This window comes from Streptomyces cinnabarinus (assembly GCF_027270315.1).
Taxonomy (GTDB): domain Bacteria; phylum Actinomycetota; class Actinomycetes; order Streptomycetales; family Streptomycetaceae; genus Streptomyces; species Streptomyces cinnabarinus.
Map to the genome: position 1 here is coordinate 810499 of NZ_CP114413.1, position 23150 is coordinate 833648.

Consider the following 23150-nt stretch of genomic DNA (forward strand, 5'->3'; position numbering starts at 1 on the left):
AGCGCGCACGCGGAAAGGCGACGGTCATGCTGGGAGAGAGCAAGGCATTCAGCGGCTTCTCGGTGGACGACATCGGCAGGGCCAAGGAGTTCTACGGCACCACCCTCGGCCTGCGGGTGTCCGAGACGGGCGGGATGCTGACCCTGCACCTCGGCGGGGACACCGATGTGTTCGTGTACCCGAAGGACAACCACACGCCGGCCTCGTTCACGATCCTCAACTTCCCCGTGGACGACATCGACAAGGCCGTCACCGAGCTGGTCGCCCGTGGAGTGACGTTCGAGAGGTACGAGGGCTTCGGGCAGGACGACAAGAACATCGCCCGCAGCGCAGGACAGGACCAGATGCAGGGGCCGGACATCGCCTGGTTCAAGGATCCCGCGGGGAACGTTCTGTCCGTGCTGTCGGGATCGATGTAGCGCGCAGCCGGGCCAGGAGGCGTTCGCGTTCCTCGGCGAAGGCGGGGTCCGCCTGGTAGTCGGAGTGCCCGAGGATCGGCGCGGGCAGGGGGTGCGCTTCGGTGCGCCCGTAGGCCAGCGGGTCCTTGAGGGCGTCGCGGTCCACTTCGGGGCCGCATTCGCCGGGGAGCAGCACCGGGCCGCCGATGGGGTCGGTGGGCCGGTGCAGATTGCGCCAGCAGTCGACGTCGTGGTGCAGGGCGCTGAGCGCGGCCGGGCCGAAGTGGGCCGGGAACCAGCGGCCGTAGAGGCGCTCCAGGGGTGAGCCGTAGGTCAGCAGGGCGACGCGTTTGCGGACGGACGGTTTCAGCTGCCAGGCGGCGGCCGCGGCCAGGACACTGCCCTGGGAGTGGCCGGACAGGACGAGCCGTCCGCCGGTGGCCTCGGTCCAGGTGGCCATCCGCCAGGTCAGGTCGGGTACCGCGCGTTCTGCGTAGCAGGGCGGGGCGAAGGGGTGGGCGGCGCGCGGCCAGAAGGTGCCGACGTCCCAGAGGATGCCGATGGTGCGGCGGGCAGAGGCGTCCTTGTAGGCGCGTCGGCCCCAGGTGACGAACAGTATGAAGCCGAGGCCGATCAGCCAGGACCCGAGGGCCTGGGCGGTCTCGGCGGCGCCCTGGACGAAGGCGGGCGCCGGTTCGGTGGCCGCGGCCGGTGTCCTGTCGGTGGCCAGGGCACCTACCAGCGCTCCCGCGCCGAGGAGCAGGGTCGTGGTGGAGACGACCGCGACGAGCAGCGGTCCCCGGTCGGTGAGCGTGGCCATCGCACGGGTGCGGGCGATACGGCGGCTGCGCGTGCTGTCCTCGGGCTCGCCCCGGTGGTCACGCTCCACGGCGGCCCGTTCGGCGCGGGCCAGGCGCCAGGTCCGCCGGCCGAGCCCCCCGCACAGCAGGAGCACGAGCAGCAGCAGGGGCGGGATCACGGACGCCTGCCAGGTCAGCAGGACGGGCGGGCCGGGGATCGACACATGCGTGCCGTCGAGCCAGTCGGCGACGCGCTGGGCGACACCGCCCGACATCACCCCTCCGAGGGCGCAGGCCAGCATCGCGACGGCGGGCCCGCCGAGGCCCCGGATCGCGGCCCGTGCGTCGGGGTGGGTACGGTGCAGGGCGTGGGCGATCACGCCCAGGACGATGACGAGCAGGCCCTGGACGAAGGCGAGGGCGCCGAAGGTGGCGTCGCCGGGGAGCCGGCCGCTCGACACCCACCCCGGGCGCGCCCAGGCGGCGTAGCCGAGGGTGAGGGCCAGCAGGGCGAGACAGCCGAGCGGGAGACGGCGTACGAGACGGTCGTCGAGGTGCTGGTCGAGGCGGTTCTCGCTGCGGCCCCGGCGGCAGACCACCCAGATCACCACGGCCGCCGCGGCCAGGAGGGCCGCCTCCAGGAGGCGGCCGAGCGCGTCGAGGGCGATGGGGCCGCCGGAGCGGTGGTCGAAGCGGGCCGCGGGCAGGCCCACCGCGGCGGCGACCGTCAACAGGCCCGCAGCGGTGTGCGCGGCACGCAGCCGGGCCACCAGACGGCGGCCGTACCAGAAGCCGGGGCGGCCGAGGGCGGTGCGGTCGGTCTCCTCGTCGGGTCGCTCTCCGCCGACGCGGGGCTCCTGGGACTCGTACGCGCTCCAGGTGCGGTGGGAGAGGTACCAGAGCAGTCCGGTGAGGGCGAGGGGCACCAGGGCGGCGAGGGCGAGACGGCGGCCGGGCGGGCTCCACCAGCCGTTGTTCGACACCTCGGGCGACAGGAAGCCCAGCCAGGAGTGCCGGTCGGCGCACGCGCGGGTGCCCGCGCACTGCCAGGCGGTGAGGTCGAGGGCGACCTCGCACGCGGCGGCGACGAGCAGGACGGTCAGCGAGAGCCCGGCGAGCCGGACGAGCAGGCCGTACAGGCGGACCGTGCGGACCCGGCCGCGGGCGCTGGGGCGCATCCAGTGGGCGAGGTTGACCACCATGAACGGCAGCAGCAACAGCCACAGGGCGCGGGCGCCGTTGCCGGAGGTGAGGTTGCACCAGACGTACGCCTCCGGGACCGGCCGGTCCCGGTAGTCGTCCGGGCGGGACTCGGCGTCGGTGTCGTCGGCGCGCCGGAAGACGGCCGCGGTGTCGTCACCGGTGATCCGCTCGGTGCGGGGATCACCGAGCATGTCCTCGGGCGTGGTCCCGCCCACGCCGTGGACCAGGAGCTCCAGGGCGATGTCCGCTTCACCGGGCCGCCGCTCGGCGGCCGCGGCATGTTCTGGCGCGCGCTCCACTGTTTCGCACTTCCCCCGTGACGAGCCGTCGGCTTGTGTCCGTGCGGGCACCAGGATCGCCGCTGAACGGGCGGCTCACACCCCTCGTCACGGAATCTCCCCGATCCGGGTGACATGCGGGGAACGGATGATGCGAGGGTGACATGCGCGCGTCGTGCCGGTCGGTGGCGCATGCCGCGGCACGGCGTGCGAGGATGGGACGTCCGCGCCCCCGAACCAGCAGAACTTCCTTGTCGGAGCGGGTACGCGGCGCGGGCGGGACGGCTTGAGGCGAAAGGAACCGGAGCGTACGTGAGTGAGAATCAGAACCTCCTCGCGGAGCAGCGCCGCGCCCTGATCCTGGACGAGGTCCGGCGGCGTGGCGGGGTTCGGGTCAATGAGCTCACCCGCAAGCTCGGCGTGTCGGACATGACCGTGCGCCGTGATCTCGACGCGCTGGCCCGGCAGGGCGTGCTGGAGAAGGTGCACGGCGGCGCCGTCCCGGTGGTCGAGGCGAGCACCCATGAGCCGGGCTTCGAGGCCAAGTCGGGCCTGGAGCTGACGGCCAAGGAGGACATCGCGCGGTCCGCGGCGCAGTTGGTGGCGCCGGGCGCGGCCATCGCGCTGTCGGGCGGTACGACAACGTACGCGCTGGCGCATCAGCTGGTGGACGTGCCCGACCTGACCGTCGTCACCAACTCGGTGCGGGTGGCCGATGTCTTCCATGTCGCGCAGCGCACCTCGGGCCCCCGGCAGGGCGCGGCCACGGTCGTACTGACCGGCGGGGTGCGCACCCCCTCCGACTCGCTCGTCGGCCCGGTCGCCGACCAGGCCATCGCGGCACTCCACTTCGACGTGCTCTTCCTCGGCGTGCACGGGATATCGCTGGAGGCCGGTCTGTCCACGCCGAACCTCGCCGAGGCGGAGACCAACCGCCGGCTGGTGCAGTCGGCGCGCCGGGTCGTGGTGGTCGCCGACCACACCAAGTGGGGTGTGGTGGGGCTGAGTTCGTTCGCGGCGCTGCACCAGGTGGACACGCTGGTGACGGACCGCGGGCTCCCGGCCGAGGCCCGTGCGCAGGTGTCGGAGCAGCTGCGGCGGCTGGTCGTGGCGGGTGAGCCCGAGGACGACGCCGCAGACAGCTGACGCGACGTCAACTAGGGTGGCGTTTCCGGCCATTGCCAAGGGGGTTGCGTCCATGCTCCGCCGACTGCGGCACGAGGGGCTCGACTTCGTCGAGACCGCTCCGGTACGACTGGTCTTCACCCGCGAACTCTCCGCCCCGCCCGACGCCGTCTTCCACGCCCTCGCCGAGGATGTGCCCGGCTGGACCCGGTGGTTCGCCGCGGTGACGCGTGCCGAGCCGGTCGAGGAGCCCTGGCCGGGACGCCGGATCCACCTGCGCGGTGGCGTCCGCTTCGAGGAGAGCGTCCTGGTGGCGGAGCGGCCCGAGGTGTACGCCTACCGGGTGGACGCGACCAACGCACCGGGCCCGCGCGCCCTGGTCGAGGAGTGGCGCCTGGCACCGGCCGGGACGGGCACGCGCGTCCGCTGGACGTTCGCGGCGGACGGCCCGGCACCCTTCCGAATGCTGCTGAGGGCGGCGCGTCCCGGTCTCGGCCGGTCCTTCCGGGACGCGGTCACCTCGCTGGACCGGCTGCTGGCCGCGCGGTGAGTCAGGAGGGCCAGACGCCCGTCTTGAGCAGCGCCTCGATGGCCTCCGTGTACGGCTGGATGTCCAGGCCCTGCTCGGCGAGCCAGGCGTCGGAGTAGTACTTGTCCAGGTAGCGGTCGCCCGGGTCGCACAGCAGGGTGACCACACTGCCCTGACGGCCCTCGGCCACCATCTCGGCGACGATCTTCAGCGCGCTCCACAGCCCGGTGCCGGTGGAGCCGCCCGCCCTGCGGCCGATGGCCTTCTCCAGCGCCCGCACGGCCGCGACACTCGCCGCGTCCGGCACCTTCATCATGCGGTCGATCGCGCCGGGCACGAAACTCGGTTCCATCCGGGGTCGCCCGATGCCCTCGATTCGTGAACCGCAGTCGCAGGTGACGTCCGGATCGCCGGTAGTCCAGCCCTCGAAGAAACAGGAGTTCTCGGGATCGGCGACACAGATCCGGGTGTCGTGCTGCGTGTAGTGGACGTACCGGGCGATGGTCGCGGAGGTGCCGCCGGTGCCGGCCGTGGCGACGATCCACGCGGGCTCCGGAAAACGCTCCAACTCCAGCTGGCGGAAGATGGATTCGGCGATGTTGTTGTTGCCGCGCCAGTCCGTGGCCCGTTCCGCGTAGGTGAACTGGTCCATGTAGTGGCCGCCGGTCTCCACCGCGAGACGGGCGGACTCCTCGTACATGGTGCGCGGGTCGTCCACGAAGTGGGACCGCCCGCCGTGGAATTCGATCAGTCGGCACTTCTCGGCGCTCGTCGCGCGGGGCATGACGGCGATGAAGGGCACACCGATCAGCTTCGCGAAGTACGCCTCGGAGACCGCCGTCGAACCGCTGGACGCCTCGATCACCGGGCGGCCAGGCCGGATCCAGCCATTGCACAGTCCGTAGAGGAAGAGCGAGCGGGCGAGGCGGTGCTTGAGGCTGCCGGTCGGGTGGGTCGACTCGTCCTTCAGGTACAGGTCGATGCCCCACTTCTCCGGCAGCGGGAAGCGCAGCAGATGCGTGTCGGCCGAACGGTTCGCGTCGGCCTGCACTTTACGGACGGCCTCTTTCAGCCAGCTCCGATAGGCGACGTCGCTGTGGTCGACATCGAGGGTTTCGCCGGTGCGGGTCAGGTGGGGGGTGCTCACGGCGGGCTCCTTACGCTGCGCGCCGAGGGTGTCCGGCGCGGCCGACGCCCCGATCATAGACACCTTACGCACGCTTCTCACCTGCATAAACACACCTTTGAGCGCCTCAAAGGCCACCCTGGGGACGGGGTGGAGCACGGCATGGGTGCCGGGGTGGGGGCGCATTCGGACGAGTGCTCCGGCCTGGGCGGCCACCTCGCCGTACGCACTGGTGCTCGACGCCGGGTGCGGGCAGACTGCACCGAAGGCGCACACTGGATCACGACACCAGCCGGACCTCGCCCACGCAGGCCCTACGGTCCGGCAGACCGACACGCACAAGGGGGCGGGACGGCATGGCGGAGCCGGAGTTCACGGCCACGGGCGTGCGGATCGGGAAGCGGCTGCGCTCGCTCACCCGGGCCGGACAGGTCCGGATCAACGACGGCCGGCTTGAGTTGCTCACCAGCTACGGCAGCGAGATCGACAGCGCGCCGGTGCAGGCCGTCCGCGCGTCCAGGCCCTGGTTCGCCCCGGAGGACCGGGCGCTCGCGGACCTCAACGGCAAGCGGTACCTGCTGACCCTGGGCGACCACGACCCGGCGCCCGGTGAGCCCGGCCCGCCCGCGGCGCGGCGGTTCATCGAGGCGGTTCGGAAGGCGGCGGGGCGCAACCGCTGAGAGGCTCTCGGCGACGGCGAGTTGCGGTACCGCAACCCCTGCGTCACTCTGGTCTCACGTCACTCAGGGTTTACCGGCGATAACGCTGCGAACCAGCCGCCGGTCATGTCAGCAGGCGGCCGTTGTACGCGGACTCCCTGCTGGATCGATCCGAATCCCGTGTTCTTCCGGACCTCAAGTCGGGGAGTCGCAGCCGTGATCAGTCACCCAAGCAGGCACTGCACGGTGGAGCTCCAAGCCCTGCCGTCGCGGATCGGCCAGGTCCGCAGAATCGTATCTGCGCAGTTGCGCTACTGGCATCTTGACCCCTTGATAGACCGGGCGGCGCTCGGTGTGACAGAGCTGTTGACCAACGTCCACCAGCACGCACAGCCCGACAAGACGTGCACCGTGGAGATCGAGCTGCTGCTTGACCGGCTCACCGTCTCCGTGCGCGACCACGACCCGCGTCTGCCGGTCGTGGAGGACATCGAGGACGTCGCCCCCCTCGCCACGTGTGGCCGGGGCCTCGCGATGGTCGCCGCGGTCAGCGAGAGCTGGGGCGTACGGCCGGACGGAGAGTCGGGGAAGGTCGTGTGGTTCTCCCTGCCCACGCCGACGTCCACCCGAGCGGCGGCGCGTCCGCCACGGCGGGCGGTGCTGGACAAGCCCACCCCTCGGTTCACGGACATCGGGCCGCGGGTCGACCTGCGCCGGCCCGAGCATGCTCCCGCCCGGTCGGCCGTTGTCGGCTGACCGGGCGGTGAGGGGGGTTGTTCAGCCCTTAGGGCCGCTACTCGGTCGCTATCGCCCGCAGTACGTTCAGCCTTGCCGCGCGGCTTGCCGGGCGCAGACCCGCCACGGCTCCCGCTGTGACGCCTACCAGGGCCACCACGAGCAGTTGGAGCGGTGGTACGGCGAACGCGAAGGCGCTGTCGCTCGCTCCGTCCGAGGCCTCCACCAGGACCCAGCCCAGGAACGCGCCCAGCGCCAGACCGCCCGTCGTGCCGAAGGCCGCCACCAGGATCGACTCCCAGCGGACCATGGCCCGGAGTTGGGATCGGGTCTGGCCGACAGCCCTCAGCAGGCCCAGCTCGCGGGTGCGTTCGTGGGTTGCCAGGGTGAGGGTGTTGGCTATGCCCAGGAGTGCTATCAGGACCGCCAGCGCCAGTAGCGCGTAGACCAGGGTCAGCATCATGTCGATGGCTCCGGCTGCCGACTGGGCGTATTCGTCACGGGTCTGGACGTCGGGGCTGCCGTAGGCCATGGCCGCGTTCTCCACGGCTGCACTGCCCTCGGCCGTGCTCACTCCGTCCGCGAAGGTCACCGCGATCAGGGTGTCCGCGTCCTGGGTGCGGTGCGGGGCCCAGGCGGCTCGGGTGATGACGTAGTCGCCCGCGAGTTCGGACTGGCCGTAGACCGCTCGGACGGTGAAGGTCTCCGTGTCGCCGTCGGTGAAGGTCAGGTCCGTCTTGTCGCCGGTGGTGAGGTGGTGCTTGTCCGCCTCGTTCTCGGTGATCGCTATGCCGTCGGTGCCCAGGGCGCGCAGTGAGCCGCTGATCTCGCCCAGGTCGAAGGTGCGTTGCAGGGCTACGGGGTCCGTGACGGTCAGTGCCCGGCCCTTGCCGTCGACCTCGGCGGCACCCCGGCCCAGGCCCACCGCCGTGTCGACCTCGGGCAGCCGCTGGACCGCGTCGGCGAGCCGGGGGCTCAGGCCGCTGCCGCCCGCACCGAACGAGGGCGCGCTCACGGCGACGTCGCCCGCGAAGGAGCGGGAGACGGTCTGGTCCATGGTTGCCTTGAGAGAGGCTCCGAAGACGGTGAAGAGAGAGACCACGGCCACGCCGATCATCAGCGCGCTTGCGGTGGCGGCCGTGCGCTTCGGGGTGCGCAGGGCGTTTCGGCGGGCCAGTCCGCCGGTGACTCCGCGAAGGCGGGCGAGGGGGCCTGCGAGAACGCGGATGGCTGTGGTGGAGGCTACGGGGCCCAGGACCACGAAGGCCGCCAGGGACACGGCTGCTCCGGTGCCCGCCAGCCAGACGTTCGGGGTCGCCAGGACTCCGGTCAGGGTTGCGGCGATCGCCCCGGCCGCGAGGGCCAGGCCGGTGACCGCTCGGGCGCGGGAGGCTCCGGAGGTGTCGACCGCCGTCTCACGCAGTGCGGCCAAGGGGGCGGTGCGGCCCGCGCGGACCGCGGGCAGGAGCGCGGAGCCCAGACAGACCGCCACGCCGACGGCGAACGGCAGGGTCATGGAGACGGCGCTGATCACCAACTCACCTTCCGGGAAAGGGAATCCCATCGCCGGGAAGAGGGCCTGGAGTCCGGCCGCGATGCCTGCGCCGCCGGCCAGGCCCGCCAGGGAGGCGGTGACGGCCACTGCGGTCGCCTCGATGAGGGTGGCGGTCGTGACTTGGCGGCGGGACGCGCCGAGGGCTCGCAACAGGGCGTTCTCGCGGGTGCGTTGGGCCACGACGATCGCGAAGGTGTTGTGAATGGAGAAGGTCGCCACGAGGAGGGCTACGCCGGAGAAGACCAGGAGGAAGGTGGTGAAGACGGTCAGGAACTGGCTGGAGATCATCTCTGTGTTCTCCTCGGCCGACTCCTGGCCGGTGATGGCCTCGACTCCCTGCGGGAGGGCGGGGGTCAGGCGGTCCACCAGTTGCTGCTGGCTCACGCCGGGCCCTGCCCGTACCAGGATCGTCGCCGCCTCGCCGGGGCGGGCGGTGAGGTACTTCTCGGCGTCGGAGCGGGTCATGCCGGTGTAGGTCACCTGGGCCATGCCGTCCTCGCCGCCGAAGGTCGCCAGGCCGACGATCGTGACCTCGACCGGGTCCGGGGTGCTCAGGGTGGTCCGGTCGCCGAGCTTCAGGTCGCCGCGCTCGGCGGTTCCGCGGTTGACGACGACCTCGCCGGACTTCTGCGGGGCGCGGCCCTCGGCGAGTTGGTAGGAGTTGAGCTCGCGGTCGGTGATCCAGTTCCCGGCGAGGGTGGGCGGGCCCTGGCCGCCGATGGGGTCGCCGTCGCGGCCGACGAGCTGCCCCGCGCCCTCGATGCTGGGCTCGGCGGCGGCCACGCCCGGGATGTCCTCGATGGTCTCGGCGAGATCGGTGGCGACCGGTTCCCGTACGCCCTCGCTCTCGCCGGGTGTGGTGATGGCGTCGGCGCTGCGCACGACGGCGTCGGTGCCGCTGGTCGCGTTGCCGAACATGGTGTCGAAGCCGGCGCGCAGGGTGTCGCCCATGACGAGGGTTCCGGCCAGGAAGGCCACGCCGAGGAAGACCGCGACGAACGTACCCGCGAAGCGGCGCTTGTGGGCGCGCAGGGAGGACGCGCTGAGGCGGACGGAGGCGTTCATGAGGGCACCTCGAAGGCTTTCATCCGGTCCAGGACCTTCTCGGCGGTCGGTGCGGACATACGGTCGACCAGCCGGCCGTCGGCGAGGAAGACGACCTCGTCGGCATGGGCGGCGGCGACCGGGTCGTGCGTGACCATGACGACCGTGCGCTCGGTGTCGCGGGCCGCGCGCCCGAGCAGGCCGAGGACCTCCTCGCCGGAGCGGGAGTCGAGGTTTCCGGTCGGCTCGTCGGCGAACACCACGTCCGGCTGTCCGGCGAAGGCCCGGGCCACGGCGACGCGTTGCTGCTGGCCGCCGGAGAGCTCGGCGGGGCGGTGGTGGAGTCGGTCGCGCAGGCCGACGACATCGATGAGCGCGTCGATCCACTCCGGGTCGCCCCGGTGGCCCGCCAGGTCCAGGGGCAGGGTGATGTTCTCGGCGACGGTGAGCGTCGGCACCAGGTTGAACGCCTGGAACACGAAGCCGACGCGGTCTCGGCGCAGGAGGGTCAGCCGCCGGTCGTCGAGGGCGCCCAGGTCGGTGTCGCCGATGTGGGCGGCGCCCGAGGTGAGGGTGTCGAGGCCGGCGGCGCAGTGCATGAGGGTGGACTTGCCGGAGCCCGAGGGGCCCATGATCGCGGTGAAGCGTCCGGCCGGGAAGTCGACGCTCACTCCGTCCAGGGCCCGGACGGCCGTGTCGCCGCTGCCGTACACCTTCACGGCGTCGACGACGCGGGCGGCCGTCCGGGCGAGGGTCGTGGCGGCTGTGGCGGTCATGCCGCACCGCCCTTGCCGGTGCGGCCGAACTGCTCGTCCAGGACGGACAGTCGGCGCCAGTACTCGTCCTCGTCGATCTCACCGGAGGCGAAGCGGTGGCCGAGCACGGTGATGGGTGAGTGGTCGTCGACGGCCGTCCTGCGGGGGCCACCGCGGCCGCGGCCGCGCCAGACGGTGCGGCGCAGGAGCGTGATGCCGCCGATGATCACGACGGCCCAGATGAGCGGGAAGAACAGGATCCACGGGCCGGGGCCGCCGTCCGCGAAGTGCGCCAGGGTCTGCATCGTGAGTCATCTCCGAGTCGAGTCGGCCGGTCGGTCCATAGGGACTTCCGGTGATGCTTCGACAGTGGCTCGCGGGGTGGGTCCTGGTCGTCGTACGGGCAGCGGCAGTGCGCGTACCTCCCGGGGAGTACGCGGGGTGACGGTGGCTGCTCCCAAGGTGCGGTTCTGTCTGGGCTCGGTGCAACAGCTTGGGGTCGTGGGCGGTCTCCCCCACGTGATCGAAGCCGCCCCGCGTCTCGCACGCTTCGACCGCGATGCGGAGTACGCGTACGCCGTCCAGGCCGCCACAGCACCGGTGCTGGACAGGGTCAGGGCAGCGCAGGCCTAGACAGGTGAGCACCCTGGGCCTGGCCCGATCGTGTTGATCTTTGTCCCGCCGATCACTTTCGGCCACGCCCGGGGCGCGGAGGATGGAACACGAAACACGATCACTTGAGGAGAGGCACTCGATCATGGCCCTGGAAATGCGTGACCGCTGCGAGCGGTGTGAGACGGCCGCTCTGTCCGCCGACGGTGCCGCCCTCATCTGCTCCTACGAGTGCACGTTCTGCGTGCCGTGCGGTGAGGCTATGGCCGGGGTGTGCCCCAACTGCGGTGGTGAGTTGGTTCCGAGGCCCCGTCGGGTCGCCTCCGCGGGTTAGGCCCGGAAAAGGGGCGGGGCCCTTGCCCGCCCCTGTGTAAGATCGGCCGGGTGACTGCCGGGTCGGCCTTGAGCCATGCACGAGTTGGGGTCCCGGCCTCGGCGTGAGCCCGAGGCGGGTCAGGGGCCCGCCCATTTCTCCGTGTCTTCGCTGCCCGCGCCCGTACGGGGCGCACTTCTTCCAGCTTCCCGCTACCAGCGGATCCCAAGACCGGAGATACCTCACCCATGTCCAAAGACCAGCAGCCCTCGGCCAACGCCGTTCACCTCAACCACACCGCCGTCCTCGCCAGCGACCGGAGTCTGTCCGCAGAGTTCATCGCGGCGATCCTGGGGCTGGAGGTGGGCGCCCCGTTCGGGCCGTTCCTGCCTGTCGACCTCGGCAACGGCGTGACGCTCGACTACTACGAGATGACGGACGAGCCGATCCAGTCGCAGCACTACGCCTTCCTCGTACCCGAGGAGCAGTTCGACACAATGATCGACCGTCTGGAGGCCGTCGGGGTCACCTACTACGCCGACCCGAGCCATACCGAACCCGGCCGGATCAACCGTCTGTTCGGCGGTCGTGGCGCCTACTTCGACGACCCGGACGGCCACAACATGGAGATCATGACCCGGCCCTACGCCCGCCCGTAGCGGGCTCCACGGCGATGTCCACGGCCGGCCTGAGCTTCGCCGCCGCGGCCAGCGCCGGGTGCACGGGGTGGGTGTCGAAGGCGGTCAACAGGGCCGTGTCGGCAGGGCCTTGGGCGGCCGGGTAGGCGATCTGCTCGTAGGCGGCCTGGAAGCGCGGGCCCCAGCGGCGGGCGCCCAGACGGGCCGTGCGGGAGCAGTTGTCGACCATGTGCGCGACGTCCCGGGCGTGCATGTACGGCAGCAGCGAGTCGACCGCCTCGATGACCTACTCGTTGACGATCTCCGACCAGGGGTGACCGTGTTCGGCGAACTCGTCGATTTCGGCCGTCATGGTGGCGATGAACACCCCGGCGGTGAACGGCTCCACGGGCACGGCGCGTTCGGCACGCCGGGCGCGCACCCCGGCGCCGACGGACCACATGGGCTGCTGACGCTGGTCGCACTGGGCTGTGGCACGGGCGTCGTCCCCCGCCTCGTACTGGAGCACAGCGCGGTGCGCGACCGGCTGGCCGTGGTTCCCGCGGATCCGTCGCCCGAGGACTTCCCGATCGGGTTGTGCGTGCGGCGGGCGGATCTGCGGCGGCCGCTGGTCGCGGCGTTGTGGAGCCTCACCGCCCCGGCGGCGGCTCACCAGGGCAGCGGGCCCTCCGCCGAGAAGTAGCCGCCGGTCGGCCCGTCCGGGCCCGCCTGGGCCATCCGGACGATGATCTCGGCGCCCTCCTCGACCGTCTGGGTGCCCGTGCGTCCGTTGAGGTCCGTCGCGGTGAAGCCGGGCTCGACGGCGTTGATCCGCATCCGCGGGAACGCCCGCGCGTACTGCACGGTGATCATGTTGACGGCCGTTTTCGAGGCCGGGTAGGCCACGCCCGGGTAGAACTCCGGCGGCAGGTCCGGGTGGGACAGATGGGTCAGCGAGGCCAGGCCGCTGCTGACGTTGACCAGGACGGGGGCGGCGGACCGCTGGAGCAGCGGCAGGAAGGCGTGGGTGACGCGGACGACGCCGAGGACGTTCGTGTCGAACACCGTGCGCAGGACGTCGGCTGTGGTGTCCGCGGGGCCGAGGACGCTGTTGTTCTCGGCCCTTCCCTCGATGCCCGCGTTGTTGATCAGGACGTCGAGGCCGCCCTCGGCCTCGATCGTCCTGGCCGCCTCGGCGACGGACGTGTCGTCGGTGACGTCGAGCCGCACGAAGCGTGCGCCCAGTTCCTCGGCGGCCCGGCGGCCGCGCTTCTCGTCGCGGCTGCCGACGTAGACGGTGTGGCCCGTCGCGAGGAGTCGGCGTGCGGTCTCGTGGCCCAGGCCCTTGTTGGCTCCGGTGATGAGTGTGGTGGTCATGGCCTCAAGGCTGCGGCGCGGGGGTGCGGACAGCCAGCAGTCCCCGCTTCCTGGGACTGCCGGTACCAGGCAGGCGTCCGGCGGACGGTGTTCACTGAGGACCATGACGGCGACGGAGTTCGGACGGGCGCTGCGGCGGTGGCGGGACCGGGTCGCGCCCGGTACGGCCGGGCTGCCGGCCGGGGGTCAGCGGCGGGCGGCCGGGCTGCGCCGCGAGGAGCTGGCACTGCTCGCGGGGATCTCCGTGGACTATGTGACCCGCCTCGAACAGGGCCGGGCGGTCCATCCGTCGGCGCAGGTGGTGGAGGCGCTCGCCCGTGCGCTGCGGCTATCGACGGACGAGCGGGCGTATCTGTTCCGGCTGGCCGGTCTGGTGCCGCCGGGGCCGGAGTCGGTGCCCGGGTATCTCACGCCCAGCGTGCAGCGGCTGCTGGACCGGCTCGTGGGCGTTCCCGTCGGGGTGTACGACGCCATGTGGGACCTGCTGCTGGCCAACCCGTTGTACGCGGCGCTGATGGGCGACCCGTCCGGGCTGCGGGGCTTCGAACGCAACGGTGTGTGGCGCAACTTCCTCGGTTCGGGCAGCCGGGTGCGCCAGACGCCTCAGGAGCGGCGGGAGTTCCTGGCCGCGCTGGTCGGCGATCTGCGCACGACGGTGGCCCGGTATCCGGCGGACCGCCGACTGCTGCGCCTGGTCGAGGAGTTGCGCACGAACAGCGGGCTGTTCGCCGAGCTGTGGGACAGCGGCGCGGTGGGCGCGCAGCCGGGCGGGCACAAGACGATCGAGCATCCGCAGGTGGGGCCGTTGACGCTGGACTGCGACATCCTCACGGTGACCGGCAGCGATCTGCGGATCATGGTCTATACGGCGGAGCCGGGCACCGAGGACGCCGAACGGCTCGCGCTGCTCGGGGTCCTCGGCACGCAGTCACTGGTGGGTTAGCGCGCGCAGCGGGTCGTCCAGGACCGGCTGCCAGGCCAGTTCGGCGGCGCCCACCAGGCTGTTGTGGTCCAGGGTGCAGGCCAGGATCGGTACGCCGCCGCTCTGGCCCCACAGGCTGCGGTCGGCGACCACCGCGCGCAGTCGTCCGGGGTCGGCGTCCAGGAGGGTGCGGTGGAGTCCGCCGAGGATGATGCGGTCCGGGTTGAGGATGTTCACCAGACCGGCCAGTCCCAGGCCGAGCCGGTCGATGAGTTCCTCGGCGGCCGTGCGGACGGTCGGGTCGTCGTAGTGGTGCCGGATCAGGTCGTTGGCCTGTTGCAACAGCGACACCTCGGGGCCCGGGTCGCGGCCCGCTGCGGTGAGCAGGGCCAGCGGGTCGGCCTCGACGTCCAGGCAGCCGCGGCTGCCGCAGTGGCAGGGGCGGCCCTCGGGGTTCACGGTGAGGTGGCCGACCTCCAGGGCGAGCCCCGAACTCCCGGTGTGCAGCCGCCCGTCGAGGACCAGCGCGCCGCCGACGCCCCGGTGCCCGGTGGCCACGCACAGCAGGTCCCGGGAGCCGCGGCCCGCGCCGTGCCGGTGCTCGGCGAGCGCGGCGAGGTTGACGTCGTTGGCGGCGAACGCCGGGCCGGTGATACCCGCGGCCCGCACGCACTCGGCGAAGATCGGGCGCACCGGTGCGCCCACGGGCCATGCCAGGTGCAGGGGGTTCAGGGCGAGCCCGTCGGGTTCGGCGACCGCAGAGGGCACGGCGAGTCCCGCGCCCACACAGCGCCGGCCGGTCGTGCGCAGCAGCTCGGCGCCCGCCTCCACGACCGATCCGAGGACCTTCGCCGGGTCGGCGTCGACGGTCTCACGGCCCGCGGCGGTCGCGGCGATCCGCCCGCCGAGCCCGACCAGCGCGGCCCGGAAGCCGTCGGCGTGCACCTGGGCGGCGAGGACCACGGGCCCGTCCCCGGCGACTTCGAGGCGGTGCGAGGGACGGCCCTGCGATCCGGCCGCCGCGCCGGGCCGGGCGTCGACCCGGATCAGCCCCAGCGCCTCCAGCTCGGCGGCGACAGCGCCCGCCGTGGCCCGGGTCACACCCAGTTCCGCGGTGAGCACGGCCCGGGTCGGGGCGCGACCGGTGTGCACGAGCTCCAGTGCGGGCCCGAGCGCACCGCGCCCCCGGTCCAACCGCGTCCTTGAGGTGGTCCCTTCCCCCGCCGGCCGGGGGTCAGCCTTGCCGCTCATGAGGGCGAGTCTCCCATGATCCGCAGGTGCGATGACCTACCGGCCACTGACTCTGAGCGTGACGTTCAACCGCCCGGCCAGTCCCAACTCGGGCGGCCCGGTGCCCGGGTGCACCCGGGGGACGCCGTGATAGGCGAGCCGGGACGCTCCCCCGAACACGAACAGGTCGCCGCTGCGCAGCTCCACATCCGTGTACGGACGGGCCCGCGTCCCGGTGTTCCCGAACCGGAAGACACAGGTGTCGCCGAGGCTCAGCGACACCACGGGCGCGTCCGCCTCCTCGTCGCTGTCGCGGTGCATGCCCATGCGGGCGTCGGCGTCGTAGAAGTTGATCAGCGCGATGTCGTACGGCGGTGTTCCGGTGCCCAGCGCGTCCCGGACCGCTCGCCGTGCCAGCTCCCCCAGCCAGTCCGGGAACGGTTTCACCGGGGCGCCGTCGCCGTCGACGACGGTGCGGGCGTAGCCGTACGGGTACCAGTGCCAGCCGAGGCAGACCTGGCGTGCGGTCATGGTGCCGCCGCCCGGGGTGCGCACCGTGCGCAGTCCCGCGGGCGGGCGGGACCACTCCCGGCAGGCCGCGAGCAGCTCGCGCTGCCGGTCCGCGTCCAGCCAGTCCGGCACATGCACCGCACCCGGCGCGATCGTCGTCCTGGACCTGGGGAACAGCTCGGCGTCCATGGGCCCATCCTCCCTGAGCTGGGGCTCGGCCGGCTCGGCTAGCCTTGACGCACGATGAACGACCGTATGACGACGCCCTGGGGCCAGATCGCCCTGACCCGTTTCCCCGAGGACCCGCGCGACCGGCTGCGGGCCTGGGACGCCTCCGACGAGTACCTCCTCAGGCATCTCGCGGAGCAGGAGCGGGAGGGGGAGCAGCGGATCCCGCTGTCCGGCACGGTCGTGGTGGTCGGGGACCGCTGGGGCGCACTGGTGACGGCGCTGGCGGCGCACCGGCCGGTGCAGATCACCGACTCCCACCTCGCCCAGGAGGCGACCCGGGCGAACCTGGCCGGGGCCGGGGTCGAGCCCGGCGCGGTGCGGCTGCTCACCACCCAGGACCCGCCGCCCGAGCGGATCGACGTGCTGCTGGTGCGGATCCCCAAGAGCCTCGCGCTGCTGGAGGACCAGCTGTTCCGGCTGGCGCCCGCCCTGCACGCGGGCACGGTCGTGGTCGGCACCGGCATGGTGAAGGAGATCCACACCTCGACGCTGAAGCTGTTCGAGCGGATCATCGGACCGACCCGGACCTCGCTGGCGGAAAAGAAGGCCCGGCTGATCTTCAGCACCCCGGATCCGGCGCTGGAGCGCGCCGCCAACCCGTGGCCGTACGGCTACGCGCTACCGGACGACATCGGCGCGGTCTCCGGCCGTACGGTCGTCAATCACGCGGGCGTGTTCTGCGCGGACCGGCTCGACATCGGCACCCGGTTCTTCCTCGGGCACCTGCCGGACAGCCGGGGCGGGCGGGTGGTGGACCTCGGCTGCGGCAACGGCGTGGTCGGTACAGCGGTGGCGCTGGCCGATCCGGCGGCCGAGGTGCTGTTCGTCGACGAGTCCTTCCAGGCGGTGGCCTCCGCGGAGGCGACGTACAAGGCGAACGGGGTGCCGGGGCACGCCGAGTTCCGGGTGGGCGACGGGCTGGCCGGGGTGCCCGCCGGAAGTGTCGACCTGGTGCTGAACAACCCGCCGTTCCACTCCCACCAGGCGACGACCGACGCCACGGCGTGGCGGATGTTCACGGGGGCGAAGCGGGCACTGAAGCCCGGCGGCGAGATGTGGGTGGTCGGCAACCGCCATCTCGGCTACCACGTCAAGCTGCGCCGCCTGTTCGGCAACTGCCAACTGGTGTCCGGCGACCCGAAGTTCGTGATCCTGAAGGCGGTCAAGCGCTAGTCAGGGTGCCGATGATCCCGGCCACCGCCATCACCATCGCCTCCCTCCCGACGCTCAGGTACGTGCGGGAGTCCACCGCCTCCGGGTTCGCCGCGAGGTAGGTGCGGATCGCGCCGGTCATGGCGAGATTGAGGGCGGTGCCGATGTTGACCTTGGCGATGCCCCCGGCGACGGCCGACCTCAGTTCGGGGTCGGGGACGCCGGAGGAGCCGTGCAGGACGAGCGGCACGTCCAGGATGGCGGCGAGGCGTTTGAGACGCTCGTGGTCGAGGGCGGCGGTGCGGGTCGTCATGGCGTGGCTGCTGCCGATCGCCACGGCCAGCGCGTCGACACCGGAGTCGGTGACGAAGGCGCGGGCCTCGGCGGGGTCGGTGCGGGCGCCGGGGGCGTGGGCATCGAGGGCGGGCTGTCCCGCCTTGCCGCCGATCTGGCCCAACTCGGCCTCGATCCACAGCCCTTGGGCGTGGGCCCAGTCGGCGGCGGCCCGGGTCGCGGCGAGGTTGTCGGCGTAGGGCAGCCGGGCCGCGTCGTACATCACGGAGCTGAATCCGGCGCCGGGCGCCTGGCGCAGCAGGTCGTCGCTCTGCACGTGGTCCAGGTGCAACGCGACGGGTACGGCGGCCCGTTCGGCGGCGGCCACGGCGGCGCGGGCGAGCGGGAGGAGTCTGCCGTAGCGGAACTTGACGGCGTTCTCGCTGACTTGGAGGACCACGGGGGCCCCGGCGGATTCGGCGCCCGCGATGACGGCCTCGATGTGTTCGAGGGTGATGATGTTGAAGGCGGCCACGGCCCGGTGCCGCGCGGCGGCGCCGGTGACGAGTTCGCCGGTGGTGACGAGGGGCACGGCTGGTCCTTCCGTGAGCGTCGGGGGCGCGGGGGACTTCGGCCGCGTCAGGGGGCGAGGATCACCGAGCGGGTGAGGTGGCGCGGCTGGTCCGGGTCGAGACCGCGGGCCTGGGCGACGGCGACCGCGAGACGCTGGGCACGGACCAGTTCGGCGAGCGGGTCGAGGGTGCTCGCCACCCAGGTGCCGCCGGTGGCGCGGACCTGTTCCGCGAGGCCCTCGGGGGGCTCGCCGAGCATCCAGGTGGCGGTGCCCTCCGTGGTGATGCTGATGGGGCCGTGCCGGTACTCCATCGCCGGGTAGGACTCGGTCCACGCCTGCGCGGCCTCGCGCATCTTCAGCGCGGCCTCATGGGCGAGCCCTACGGTCCAGCCGCGGCCGAGGAAGGTGAACTGCGCGCTGTCGACGAGCCCTTGGGACAGCGGGGCGGCCAGCGCGGCACGGGCGTCGGTGACGACCGACTCGGTGTGCAGTCCGAGGTGGGCGCGGAGCAGGGTGAGCGCGGTGGTGGCGAACCGGGTCTGCACCACGGAGCGTTCGTCGGCGTAGTCGAGGACGAGGAGGTGATCGGCGGCCGTCATGACGGGCGTCTCCGGGTCGGCGGTGATCGCGGTGGTGCGGGTGCGGCCGCCCGTCAACTCCCCCAGGAGTTGCAGCACTTCGGTCGTGGTGCCGGAGCGGCTCAGGGCGATGACCCGGTCGTAGGCGCGGGCGCGCGGGAACTCCGAGGCGGCGAAGGCGTCCGTCTCGCCCTGGCCCGCGCCCTCGCGCAGCGCGGCGGCGGACTGCGCCATGAAGTACGAGGTGCCGCAGCCGACGATCGCGACCCGCTCCCCCGGCGCCGGCAGGGCTCCGCCGTGCGCCGGCGCCTGGAGCGCGGCCCGGGTCCAGCACTCGGGCTGGCTCGCCAGCTCCTCCTCGACATGGGTCATGCCCACCCCTCCCCTGATCGCTCAACCCTGGGTTTGCTTTTTCTTGCAAGATATAGCGAGCTTTCGAGCAGAATCAAGCATTCGAGCTCAACGTGGGTGCGCTAGGGTCGCCGGGAGATCGAAGAACGGAGGCGCGGATGTCGCGCGACGCCCGCTGGAAGGCCCTGCTGGAACTGCTCGTCGAGCGCGGCCGTCTCGACGTCGAGCAGGCCGCCGCCGAGCTGTCGGTCTCCGCCGCCACCATCCGGCGTGACTTCGACCAGCTGGCCGAGCAGCAGATGCTGGTGCGCACCCGGGGCGGCGCGGTCGTGCACGGCGTCTCCTACGAGCTGCCGCTGCGCTACAAGACCGCCCGGCACGCCTCGGAGAAGGAGCGCATCGCCAAGGCGGTGGCCGCGCTGGTCTCCCCCGGCGAGGCCGTCGGGCTGACCGGCGGCACGACGACGACCGAGGTGGCCCGCGCGCTGGCCGTGCGCGGCGATCTGGCCTCCGGTTCACCCGCGCTGACCGTGGTCACCAACGCGCTGAACATCGCCAACGAACTCGCCGTGCGGCCCCAGTTCAAGATCGTGGTGACCGGCGGGGTCGCGCGGGCACAGTCGTACGAGCTGATCGGGCCGCTCGCGGACGGGGTGCTCGGGCAGATCACCCTCGATGTGGCGGTGCTCGGCGTGGTCGCCTTCGACGTCGCGCACGGGGCGGCCGCCAATGACGAGGCGGAGGCCGCGATCAACCGGCTTCTGTGCGAGCGGGCCGGGCGGGTGATCGTGGCCGCGGACTCCAGCAAGCTGGGCCGCCGGGCGTTCGCCCGGATCTGCGCCGCCGACGCCGTGGACACCCTGGTCACCGACTCGGCGGCCGGGGACGACACCGTGCGGCGCTTCACGGAGGCGGGTATCGAGGTCGTCACGGTCTGACGCCGTTGTGCGCCCACGGGCCCCTTCTTTCCACCTAGGCTGGTGCCGAGGCGGTGTCGGGGGAACAGGGAGGCTGCGATGAGCGGAACTGCACCGAGCGACCAGGAGCCCCCCGGGGCTTCGCGCTATCTGCCGATCGCCGAGCACGGCCTGATCGGCGATCTGCGCAGCGTGGCCCTGGTGGGGACCGACGGCACGATCGACTGGTACTGCTGCCCGTCGTTCGACGCGCCGAGTGTCTTCGCCGCGATCCTGGACGCCGAGCGCGGCGGCGCCTTCGAGCTGGCGGCGGCCGTACCGGCGCGGACCAAGCAGTTCTACTTCCCGGACACCAACGTCCTGATCACCCGCTTCTTCACCGAGGACGGCGTCGGTGAGGTGCAGGACTTCATGCCGGTGGACGGCGACTCGGTGGAGACCGAGCGGCACCGGCTGATCCGGCGGGTGCTGTGCGTGCGCGGCTCCATCCCGTTCCGCACCCGGGTCGCCCCGCGGTTCGACTACGGCAGCCAGCCGCACACCGTGCGGATGGTGGGCGACGTGGCGGTGTTCGAGTCCGCGAAGCTGTCCCTCGGGCTGACCGCGACGGTGCCGCTGGAGCCCGAAGGCCCGGATGTGCGGGCCGACTTCAAGCTCGCCGAGGGTGAGTCGGCGGTGTTCGCGCTCGACCAGGTCGGCGGCGAGGTGACCCCGCGCCGGTGCGCCAGGACCGAGGCGGAGGAGCAGTTCAGCACCACGGTCGCGTACTGGCGGCACTGGCTGTCCGCGTCCAAGTACCGGGGCCGCTGGCGGGAGATGGTGCACCGCTCGGCGCTCACCCTCAAGCTCCTCACCTACGCGCCCACCGGCGCCATCGTCGCCGCGCCGACCACGAGCCTGCCCGAGCAGCTCGGCGGCGAACGCAACTGGGACTACCGCTATGTGTGGGTGCGCGACGCGGCGTTCTGTGTGTACGCGCTGCTGCGGCTCGGCTTCACCGGTGAGGCCGAGGCGTTCATGAACTTCGTGACCCGGCACATCAGTCCGGGCGACGGCAAACCCTCGGGGCCGCTTCAGATCATGTACGGCATCGACGGCCGTACCGACCTCGCCGAGCGCGAACTCGACCATCTGGAGGGCCACCGGGCCTCCGCGCCGGTCCGCATCGGCAACGCCGCCGCCGAACAGCTCCAACTGGACATCTACGGCGCCCTGATCGACTCGATCTATCTCTACGACAAATGGGCCAAGCCCATCTCCAGCGACCAGTGGGACGATGTCACCGCGCTGGTGGACTGGGTGTGCGAGCACTGGGACCAGCCGGACGAGGGCATCTGGGAGACCCGGGGCGGCCGCAAGAAGTTCCTGTACTCACGGCTGATGTGCTGGGTGGCGATAGAGCGGGCGATCCGCATGGCCAACCGGCGCGGTCTGCCCGCCGACATCGTCAGCTGGCGCACCACCCGGGACACCATCTACCGGCGCATCATGAGCCACGGCTGGTCCGAGTCCCGCCAGGCGTTCGTCCAGCACGAGGACGACGACGTGCTGGACGCGGCGGTCCTGATGATGCCGCTGACGAAGTTCATCGCGCCGACCGACCCGAAGTGGCTGTCCACCCTCGACGCCCTCACCCACGACCTGGTCTCCGACTCCCTGGTCTACCGCTACGACCCGATGGCCAGCCCCGACGGACTGCGCGGCGACGAGGGCACGTTCTCGATCTGCTCCTTCTGGTACGTCGAGGCCATGGTGCACGCCGGCCGGGTCGACGAGGCCCGGCTGGCCTTCGAGAAGATGCTCACCTACGCGAACCATCTGGGCCTGTACGCCGAGGAGATCAGCCACACCGGTGAGCAACAGGGGAACTTCCCGCAGGCGTTCACTCACCTCGCGCTGATCAGCGCGGCTTTCAACCTCGACAAGGCGCTCGGCTGACATCAGTGACCGTGTGAGGGAGCCTCGTCGTGGGCGGACTCCTCTTCGGGCGCCGCCGCCGCTCCACCGGCCCGGACCGTGAACTCGGCGGTGCGGACCTTCCCCTCGTGCTTGAAGTCGAGGAAGAGGCGGTAGGTGCCGGTGCTCGGCGCCGTCGCGGAGAAGGAGATGCCGGGGCCGGGCTCGGTCTTGCCGTCGCCGGGCTCGCCGTTGGGGTGGACGTGCAGATAGGCGAGGTCTCCGGAGCGCAGCGCCACCAGGTGGCCGTAGGCGCCCAGGTAGGGCTGGAGGTCGGTGACGGGCTTGCCGTCGCGTGAGACGTTCAGCTTCAGCTCGCTCGAAGCGCCGGGGCGCAGACCGCCGTCCAGCCGGACCTTGTAGCCGTCGACCTCGGCGGTCGCCTTGACGGCCGGGAGGGGCTGCGGGTCGTACGGGCCGGATGCTCCGAGGTCGGTGCCGAGGGTGAGGTTCTCGGCGCCCTTCTTCGCCGGGGTGAAGTCGGCGAAGACTCGGTAGCCGCCCGCGCGGGGCAGGTCGACGGGGGTGCTCCAGGTGCCGTCGGCGGCGCGCGTCGGGTGCAGATGGCGGTAGGTGACCAGGTCGCGGGAGGCCACGATGAGGTGGAGTTCCTTGTCGTGCTCGCGCTGGAAGGCGGTGACCGCGCGGCCGCCGCTGTCCCGTATGACGAAGCGCAGGTCGTCCCGCTCGCGTGCGGTGACGGCCGGGGTCTTCAGGTCGAGGGTGTAGCCGCCCTCGGAGATCTGGAGTCCGCCGGCCGCGGCCTGCTCGGTGCCGCCGCCTCCCTCCGGGTCCGAGGACGCCTCGCTGTGGCTCTCGTGGCGGGCCGGCGCCGGGTCCTCGTCGACCGGTCCGACGCCCTTGCCCACGCCGTAGGCGGTGCCGAAGGTGGCGGCCAGGCCCGCGGCGAACGCGGTGATCTTCAGTCCGGCATGCATGTCGATCTCCTCTGCCTCAGCTCTCTATGCCGCTCACGATACCCCTGGGGGGTATAAAGTCAACCTCTGGATCTACTTGCCTCGACTACCCCCCAGGGGTATACATGTTCTCACCGGTCGGGATACCCCCGCCAGGTATACGAAGAGATTGCTCGGGAGGCACCCATGTCCACGCAGACGATCACCACGTACGCCGTCTCCGGTATGTCCTGCGGCCACTGCAAGGCCACGCTCACCAAGGTCATCGGCGAGCTGGACGGCGTGACCGGCGTACAGGTCGACCTGGAGGCCGGTCAGGTCAGCGTCAGCAGCAGCGCCGAACCGAACGACACGCTGATCGCCGAGGTAGTCGACGAGGCCGGCTACGAAGTCACCGGCCGCGCCTGATCCCG

General features: G+C 71.9%; 23 protein-coding genes and 2 pseudogenes. 13 read left to right on the plus strand and 12 right to left on the minus strand.

Annotated features, from left to right (window positions below; translation table 11 throughout):
* The first annotated feature begins 26 nt into the window (after positions 1–26).
* On the plus strand, positions 27–419 hold the full coding sequence (locus STRCI_RS03790) for a VOC family protein (protein WP_269657380.1): 393 nt from the start codon (positions 27–29) through the stop codon (positions 417–419).
* On the opposite strand, the gene STRCI_RS03795 is transcribed toward STRCI_RS03790, so the two are convergent.
* Positions 370–2700, minus strand: a complete 2331-nt coding sequence (locus STRCI_RS03795) for a hypothetical protein (RefSeq protein ID WP_269657381.1) — start codon at positions 2698–2700, stop codon at positions 370–372. The genes STRCI_RS03790 and STRCI_RS03795 overlap by 50 nt on opposite strands.
* 291 nt (positions 2701–2991) lie before the next feature.
* Between STRCI_RS03795 and STRCI_RS03800 the strand changes: the two genes are divergently transcribed.
* Together STRCI_RS03800 and STRCI_RS03805 are read left to right on the plus strand one after the other, a co-directional pair.
* A complete protein-coding gene (locus STRCI_RS03800) occupies positions 2992–3825 on the plus strand; it encodes a DeoR/GlpR family DNA-binding transcription regulator (RefSeq protein WP_269657382.1) in 834 nt (277 codons plus the stop codon).
* Between the two features lie 52 nt (positions 3826–3877).
* Positions 3878–4354: an SRPBCC family protein gene (locus STRCI_RS03805; RefSeq protein ID WP_269657383.1), complete on the plus strand. Its 477-nt coding sequence runs from the start codon at positions 3878–3880 to the stop codon at positions 4352–4354.
* 1 nt (position 4355) lies between these two features.
* On the opposite strand, the gene cds1 is transcribed toward STRCI_RS03805, so the two are convergent.
* Positions 4356–5480, minus strand: a complete 1125-nt coding sequence (gene cds1 / locus STRCI_RS03810; protein ID WP_269657384.1) for an L-cysteine desulfhydrase Cds1 — start codon at positions 5478–5480, stop codon at positions 4356–4358.
* Between the two features lie 335 nt (positions 5481–5815).
* On the opposite strand from cds1, the gene STRCI_RS03815 reads away from it, so the two are divergent.
* A complete protein-coding gene (locus tag STRCI_RS03815; RefSeq protein ID WP_269657385.1) occupies positions 5816–6139 on the plus strand; it encodes a hypothetical protein in 324 nt (107 codons plus the stop codon).
* A 195-nt stretch (positions 6140–6334) separates the two neighbouring features.
* Positions 6335–6874, plus strand: a complete 540-nt coding sequence (locus STRCI_RS03820) for an ATP-binding protein (RefSeq protein ID WP_269657386.1) — start codon at positions 6335–6337, stop codon at positions 6872–6874.
* A gap of 37 nt (positions 6875–6911) precedes the next feature.
* On the opposite strand, the gene STRCI_RS03825 is transcribed toward STRCI_RS03820, so the two are convergent.
* The 3 genes from STRCI_RS03825 to STRCI_RS03835 are packed head-to-tail and all read right to left on the minus strand — an operon-like array spanning position 6912 to position 10512.
* Entirely contained in the window at positions 6912–9473 is a 2562-nt protein-coding gene (locus STRCI_RS03825; protein WP_269657387.1) for an ABC transporter permease, read from the minus strand.
* Complete coding sequence (locus STRCI_RS03830; RefSeq protein WP_269657388.1) at positions 9470–10228, minus strand: ABC transporter ATP-binding protein; 759 nt, start codon at positions 10226–10228, stop codon at positions 9470–9472. Before STRCI_RS03830 ends, STRCI_RS03825 begins: the two co-directional genes overlap by 4 nt.
* Complete coding sequence (locus tag STRCI_RS03835) at positions 10225–10512, minus strand: SHOCT domain-containing protein (protein ID WP_269657389.1); 288 nt, start codon at positions 10510–10512, stop codon at positions 10225–10227. Before STRCI_RS03835 ends, STRCI_RS03830 begins: the two co-directional genes overlap by 4 nt.
* Before the next feature lie 452 nt (positions 10513–10964).
* Here STRCI_RS03835 and STRCI_RS03840 point away from each other — a divergent pair, with 452 nt between their 5' ends.
* Both STRCI_RS03840 and STRCI_RS03845 read left to right on the plus strand, forming a co-directional pair.
* Positions 10965–11153, plus strand: a complete 189-nt coding sequence (locus STRCI_RS03840) for a DUF1272 domain-containing protein (protein ID WP_269657390.1) — start codon at positions 10965–10967, stop codon at positions 11151–11153.
* A 227-nt stretch (positions 11154–11380) separates the two neighbouring features.
* Positions 11381–11791, plus strand: a complete 411-nt coding sequence (locus STRCI_RS03845) for a VOC family protein (RefSeq protein ID WP_269657391.1) — start codon at positions 11381–11383, stop codon at positions 11789–11791.
* Here STRCI_RS03845 and STRCI_RS43375 read toward each other — a convergent pair.
* Positions 11763–12215 (minus strand): annotated as a pseudogene (locus tag STRCI_RS43375) (ketol-acid reductoisomerase); the annotation flags it as partial. The gene STRCI_RS03845 and the pseudogene STRCI_RS43375 sit on opposite strands and share 29 nt — an antisense overlap.
* Here STRCI_RS43375 and STRCI_RS03860 point away from each other — a divergent pair.
* A pseudogene (locus STRCI_RS03860) lies at positions 12201–12452 on the plus strand (LysR substrate-binding domain-containing protein); the annotation flags it as partial. The pseudogenes STRCI_RS43375 and STRCI_RS03860 overlap by 15 nt on opposite strands.
* Here STRCI_RS03860 and STRCI_RS03865 read toward each other — a convergent pair.
* A complete protein-coding gene (locus STRCI_RS03865) occupies positions 12419–13126 on the minus strand; it encodes an SDR family NAD(P)-dependent oxidoreductase (protein WP_269657393.1) in 708 nt (235 codons plus the stop codon). The pseudogene STRCI_RS03860 and the gene STRCI_RS03865 sit on opposite strands and share 34 nt — an antisense overlap.
* A gap of 103 nt (positions 13127–13229) precedes the next feature.
* Between STRCI_RS03865 and STRCI_RS03870 the strand changes: the two genes are divergently transcribed.
* Complete coding sequence (locus tag STRCI_RS03870; protein ID WP_269657394.1) at positions 13230–14069, plus strand: helix-turn-helix transcriptional regulator; 840 nt, start codon at positions 13230–13232, stop codon at positions 14067–14069.
* Here STRCI_RS03870 and STRCI_RS03875 read toward each other — a convergent pair.
* Together STRCI_RS03875 and STRCI_RS03880 are read right to left on the minus strand one after the other, a co-directional pair.
* A complete protein-coding gene (locus STRCI_RS03875) occupies positions 14055–15299 on the minus strand; it encodes an ROK family protein (protein ID WP_269657395.1) in 1245 nt (414 codons plus the stop codon). The two genes, STRCI_RS03870 and STRCI_RS03875, sit on opposite strands and share 15 nt — an antisense overlap.
* Positions 15300–15335: 36 nt before the next feature.
* Complete coding sequence (locus tag STRCI_RS03880; RefSeq protein ID WP_269657396.1) at positions 15336–15977, minus strand: alpha-ketoglutarate-dependent dioxygenase AlkB family protein; 642 nt, start codon at positions 15975–15977, stop codon at positions 15336–15338.
* Between the two features lie 54 nt (positions 15978–16031).
* On the opposite strand from STRCI_RS03880, the gene STRCI_RS03885 reads away from it, so the two are divergent.
* Complete coding sequence (locus STRCI_RS03885; RefSeq protein WP_269657397.1) at positions 16032–17192, plus strand: methyltransferase; 1161 nt, start codon at positions 16032–16034, stop codon at positions 17190–17192.
* On the opposite strand, the gene STRCI_RS03890 is transcribed toward STRCI_RS03885, so the two are convergent.
* Positions 17182–18036 carry a class II fructose-bisphosphate aldolase gene (locus STRCI_RS03890; protein WP_269657398.1) on the minus strand — a complete coding sequence of 285 codons (855 nt, stop codon included), beginning with the start codon at positions 18034–18036 and terminating at the stop codon, positions 17182–17184. The two genes, STRCI_RS03885 and STRCI_RS03890, sit on opposite strands and share 11 nt — an antisense overlap.
* A gap of 47 nt (positions 18037–18083) precedes the next feature.
* Positions 18084–18968: an SIS domain-containing protein gene (locus STRCI_RS03895; RefSeq protein ID WP_269657399.1), complete on the minus strand. Its 885-nt coding sequence runs from the start codon at positions 18966–18968 to the stop codon at positions 18084–18086.
* Between the two features lie 137 nt (positions 18969–19105).
* Here STRCI_RS03895 and STRCI_RS03900 point away from each other — a divergent pair, with 137 nt between their 5' ends.
* Together STRCI_RS03900 and STRCI_RS03905 are read left to right on the plus strand one after the other, a co-directional pair.
* Positions 19106–19885: a DeoR/GlpR family DNA-binding transcription regulator gene (locus STRCI_RS03900; RefSeq protein WP_269657400.1), complete on the plus strand. Its 780-nt coding sequence runs from the start codon at positions 19106–19108 to the stop codon at positions 19883–19885.
* Between the two features lie 78 nt (positions 19886–19963).
* On the plus strand, positions 19964–21802 hold the full coding sequence (locus STRCI_RS03905; protein ID WP_269657401.1) for a glycoside hydrolase family 15 protein: 1839 nt from the start codon (positions 19964–19966) through the stop codon (positions 21800–21802).
* A gap of 2 nt (positions 21803–21804) precedes the next feature.
* Here the strand turns inward: STRCI_RS03905 and STRCI_RS03910 are convergent, their stop codons facing one another.
* Positions 21805–22758, minus strand: coding sequence for a hypothetical protein (locus STRCI_RS03910; protein ID WP_269657402.1), 954 nt, complete (start codon positions 22756–22758; stop codon positions 21805–21807).
* 165 nt (positions 22759–22923) lie between these two features.
* Between STRCI_RS03910 and STRCI_RS03915 the strand changes: the two genes are divergently transcribed.
* Entirely contained in the window at positions 22924–23145 is a 222-nt protein-coding gene (locus tag STRCI_RS03915) for a heavy-metal-associated domain-containing protein (RefSeq protein WP_269657403.1), read from the plus strand.
* The last annotated feature ends 5 nt before the right edge of the window (positions 23146–23150 follow it).

Excerpts from the sequence above, each read along its gene's own strand:
- STRCI_RS03870 (WP_269657394.1), top strand. The coding sequence starts at position 13,230 with ATGACGGCGACGGAGTTCGGACGGGCGCTGCGGCGGTGGCGGGACCGG.
- STRCI_RS03905 (WP_269657401.1), top strand. The coding sequence starts at position 19,964 with ATGAGCGGAACTGCACCGAGCGACCAGGAGCCCCCCGGGGCTTCGCGC.
- STRCI_RS03830 (WP_269657388.1), bottom strand. The coding sequence starts at position 10,228 with ATGACCGCCACAGCCGCCACGACCCTCGCCCGGACGGCCGCCCGCGTC.
- STRCI_RS03865 (WP_269657393.1), bottom strand. The coding sequence starts at position 13,126 with ATGACCACCACACTCATCACCGGAGCCAACAAGGGCCTGGGCCACGAG.
- STRCI_RS03875 (WP_269657395.1), bottom strand. The coding sequence starts at position 15,299 with ATGAGCGGCAAGGCTGACCCCCGGCCGGCGGGGGAAGGGACCACCTCA.
- STRCI_RS03845 (WP_269657391.1), top strand. The coding sequence starts at position 11,381 with ATGTCCAAAGACCAGCAGCCCTCGGCCAACGCCGTTCACCTCAACCAC.
- STRCI_RS03910 (WP_269657402.1), bottom strand. The coding sequence starts at position 22,758 with ATGCATGCCGGACTGAAGATCACCGCGTTCGCCGCGGGCCTGGCCGCC.
- STRCI_RS03895 (WP_269657399.1), bottom strand. The coding sequence starts at position 18,968 with ATGACCCATGTCGAGGAGGAGCTGGCGAGCCAGCCCGAGTGCTGGACC.
- STRCI_RS03790 (WP_269657380.1), top strand. The coding sequence starts at position 27 with ATGCTGGGAGAGAGCAAGGCATTCAGCGGCTTCTCGGTGGACGACATC.
- STRCI_RS03825 (WP_269657387.1), bottom strand. The coding sequence starts at position 9,473 with ATGAACGCCTCCGTCCGCCTCAGCGCGTCCTCCCTGCGCGCCCACAAG.
- STRCI_RS03885 (WP_269657397.1), top strand. The coding sequence starts at position 16,032 with ATGAACGACCGTATGACGACGCCCTGGGGCCAGATCGCCCTGACCCGT.
- STRCI_RS03900 (WP_269657400.1), top strand. The coding sequence starts at position 19,106 with ATGTCGCGCGACGCCCGCTGGAAGGCCCTGCTGGAACTGCTCGTCGAG.
- STRCI_RS03835 (WP_269657389.1), bottom strand. The coding sequence starts at position 10,512 with ATGCAGACCCTGGCGCACTTCGCGGACGGCGGCCCCGGCCCGTGGATC.
- STRCI_RS03805 (WP_269657383.1), top strand. The coding sequence starts at position 3,878 with ATGCTCCGCCGACTGCGGCACGAGGGGCTCGACTTCGTCGAGACCGCT.
- STRCI_RS03840 (WP_269657390.1), top strand. The coding sequence starts at position 10,965 with ATGGCCCTGGAAATGCGTGACCGCTGCGAGCGGTGTGAGACGGCCGCT.
- STRCI_RS03815 (WP_269657385.1), top strand. The coding sequence starts at position 5,816 with ATGGCGGAGCCGGAGTTCACGGCCACGGGCGTGCGGATCGGGAAGCGG.
- STRCI_RS03915 (WP_269657403.1), top strand. The coding sequence starts at position 22,924 with ATGTCCACGCAGACGATCACCACGTACGCCGTCTCCGGTATGTCCTGC.
- STRCI_RS03880 (WP_269657396.1), bottom strand. The coding sequence starts at position 15,977 with ATGGACGCCGAGCTGTTCCCCAGGTCCAGGACGACGATCGCGCCGGGT.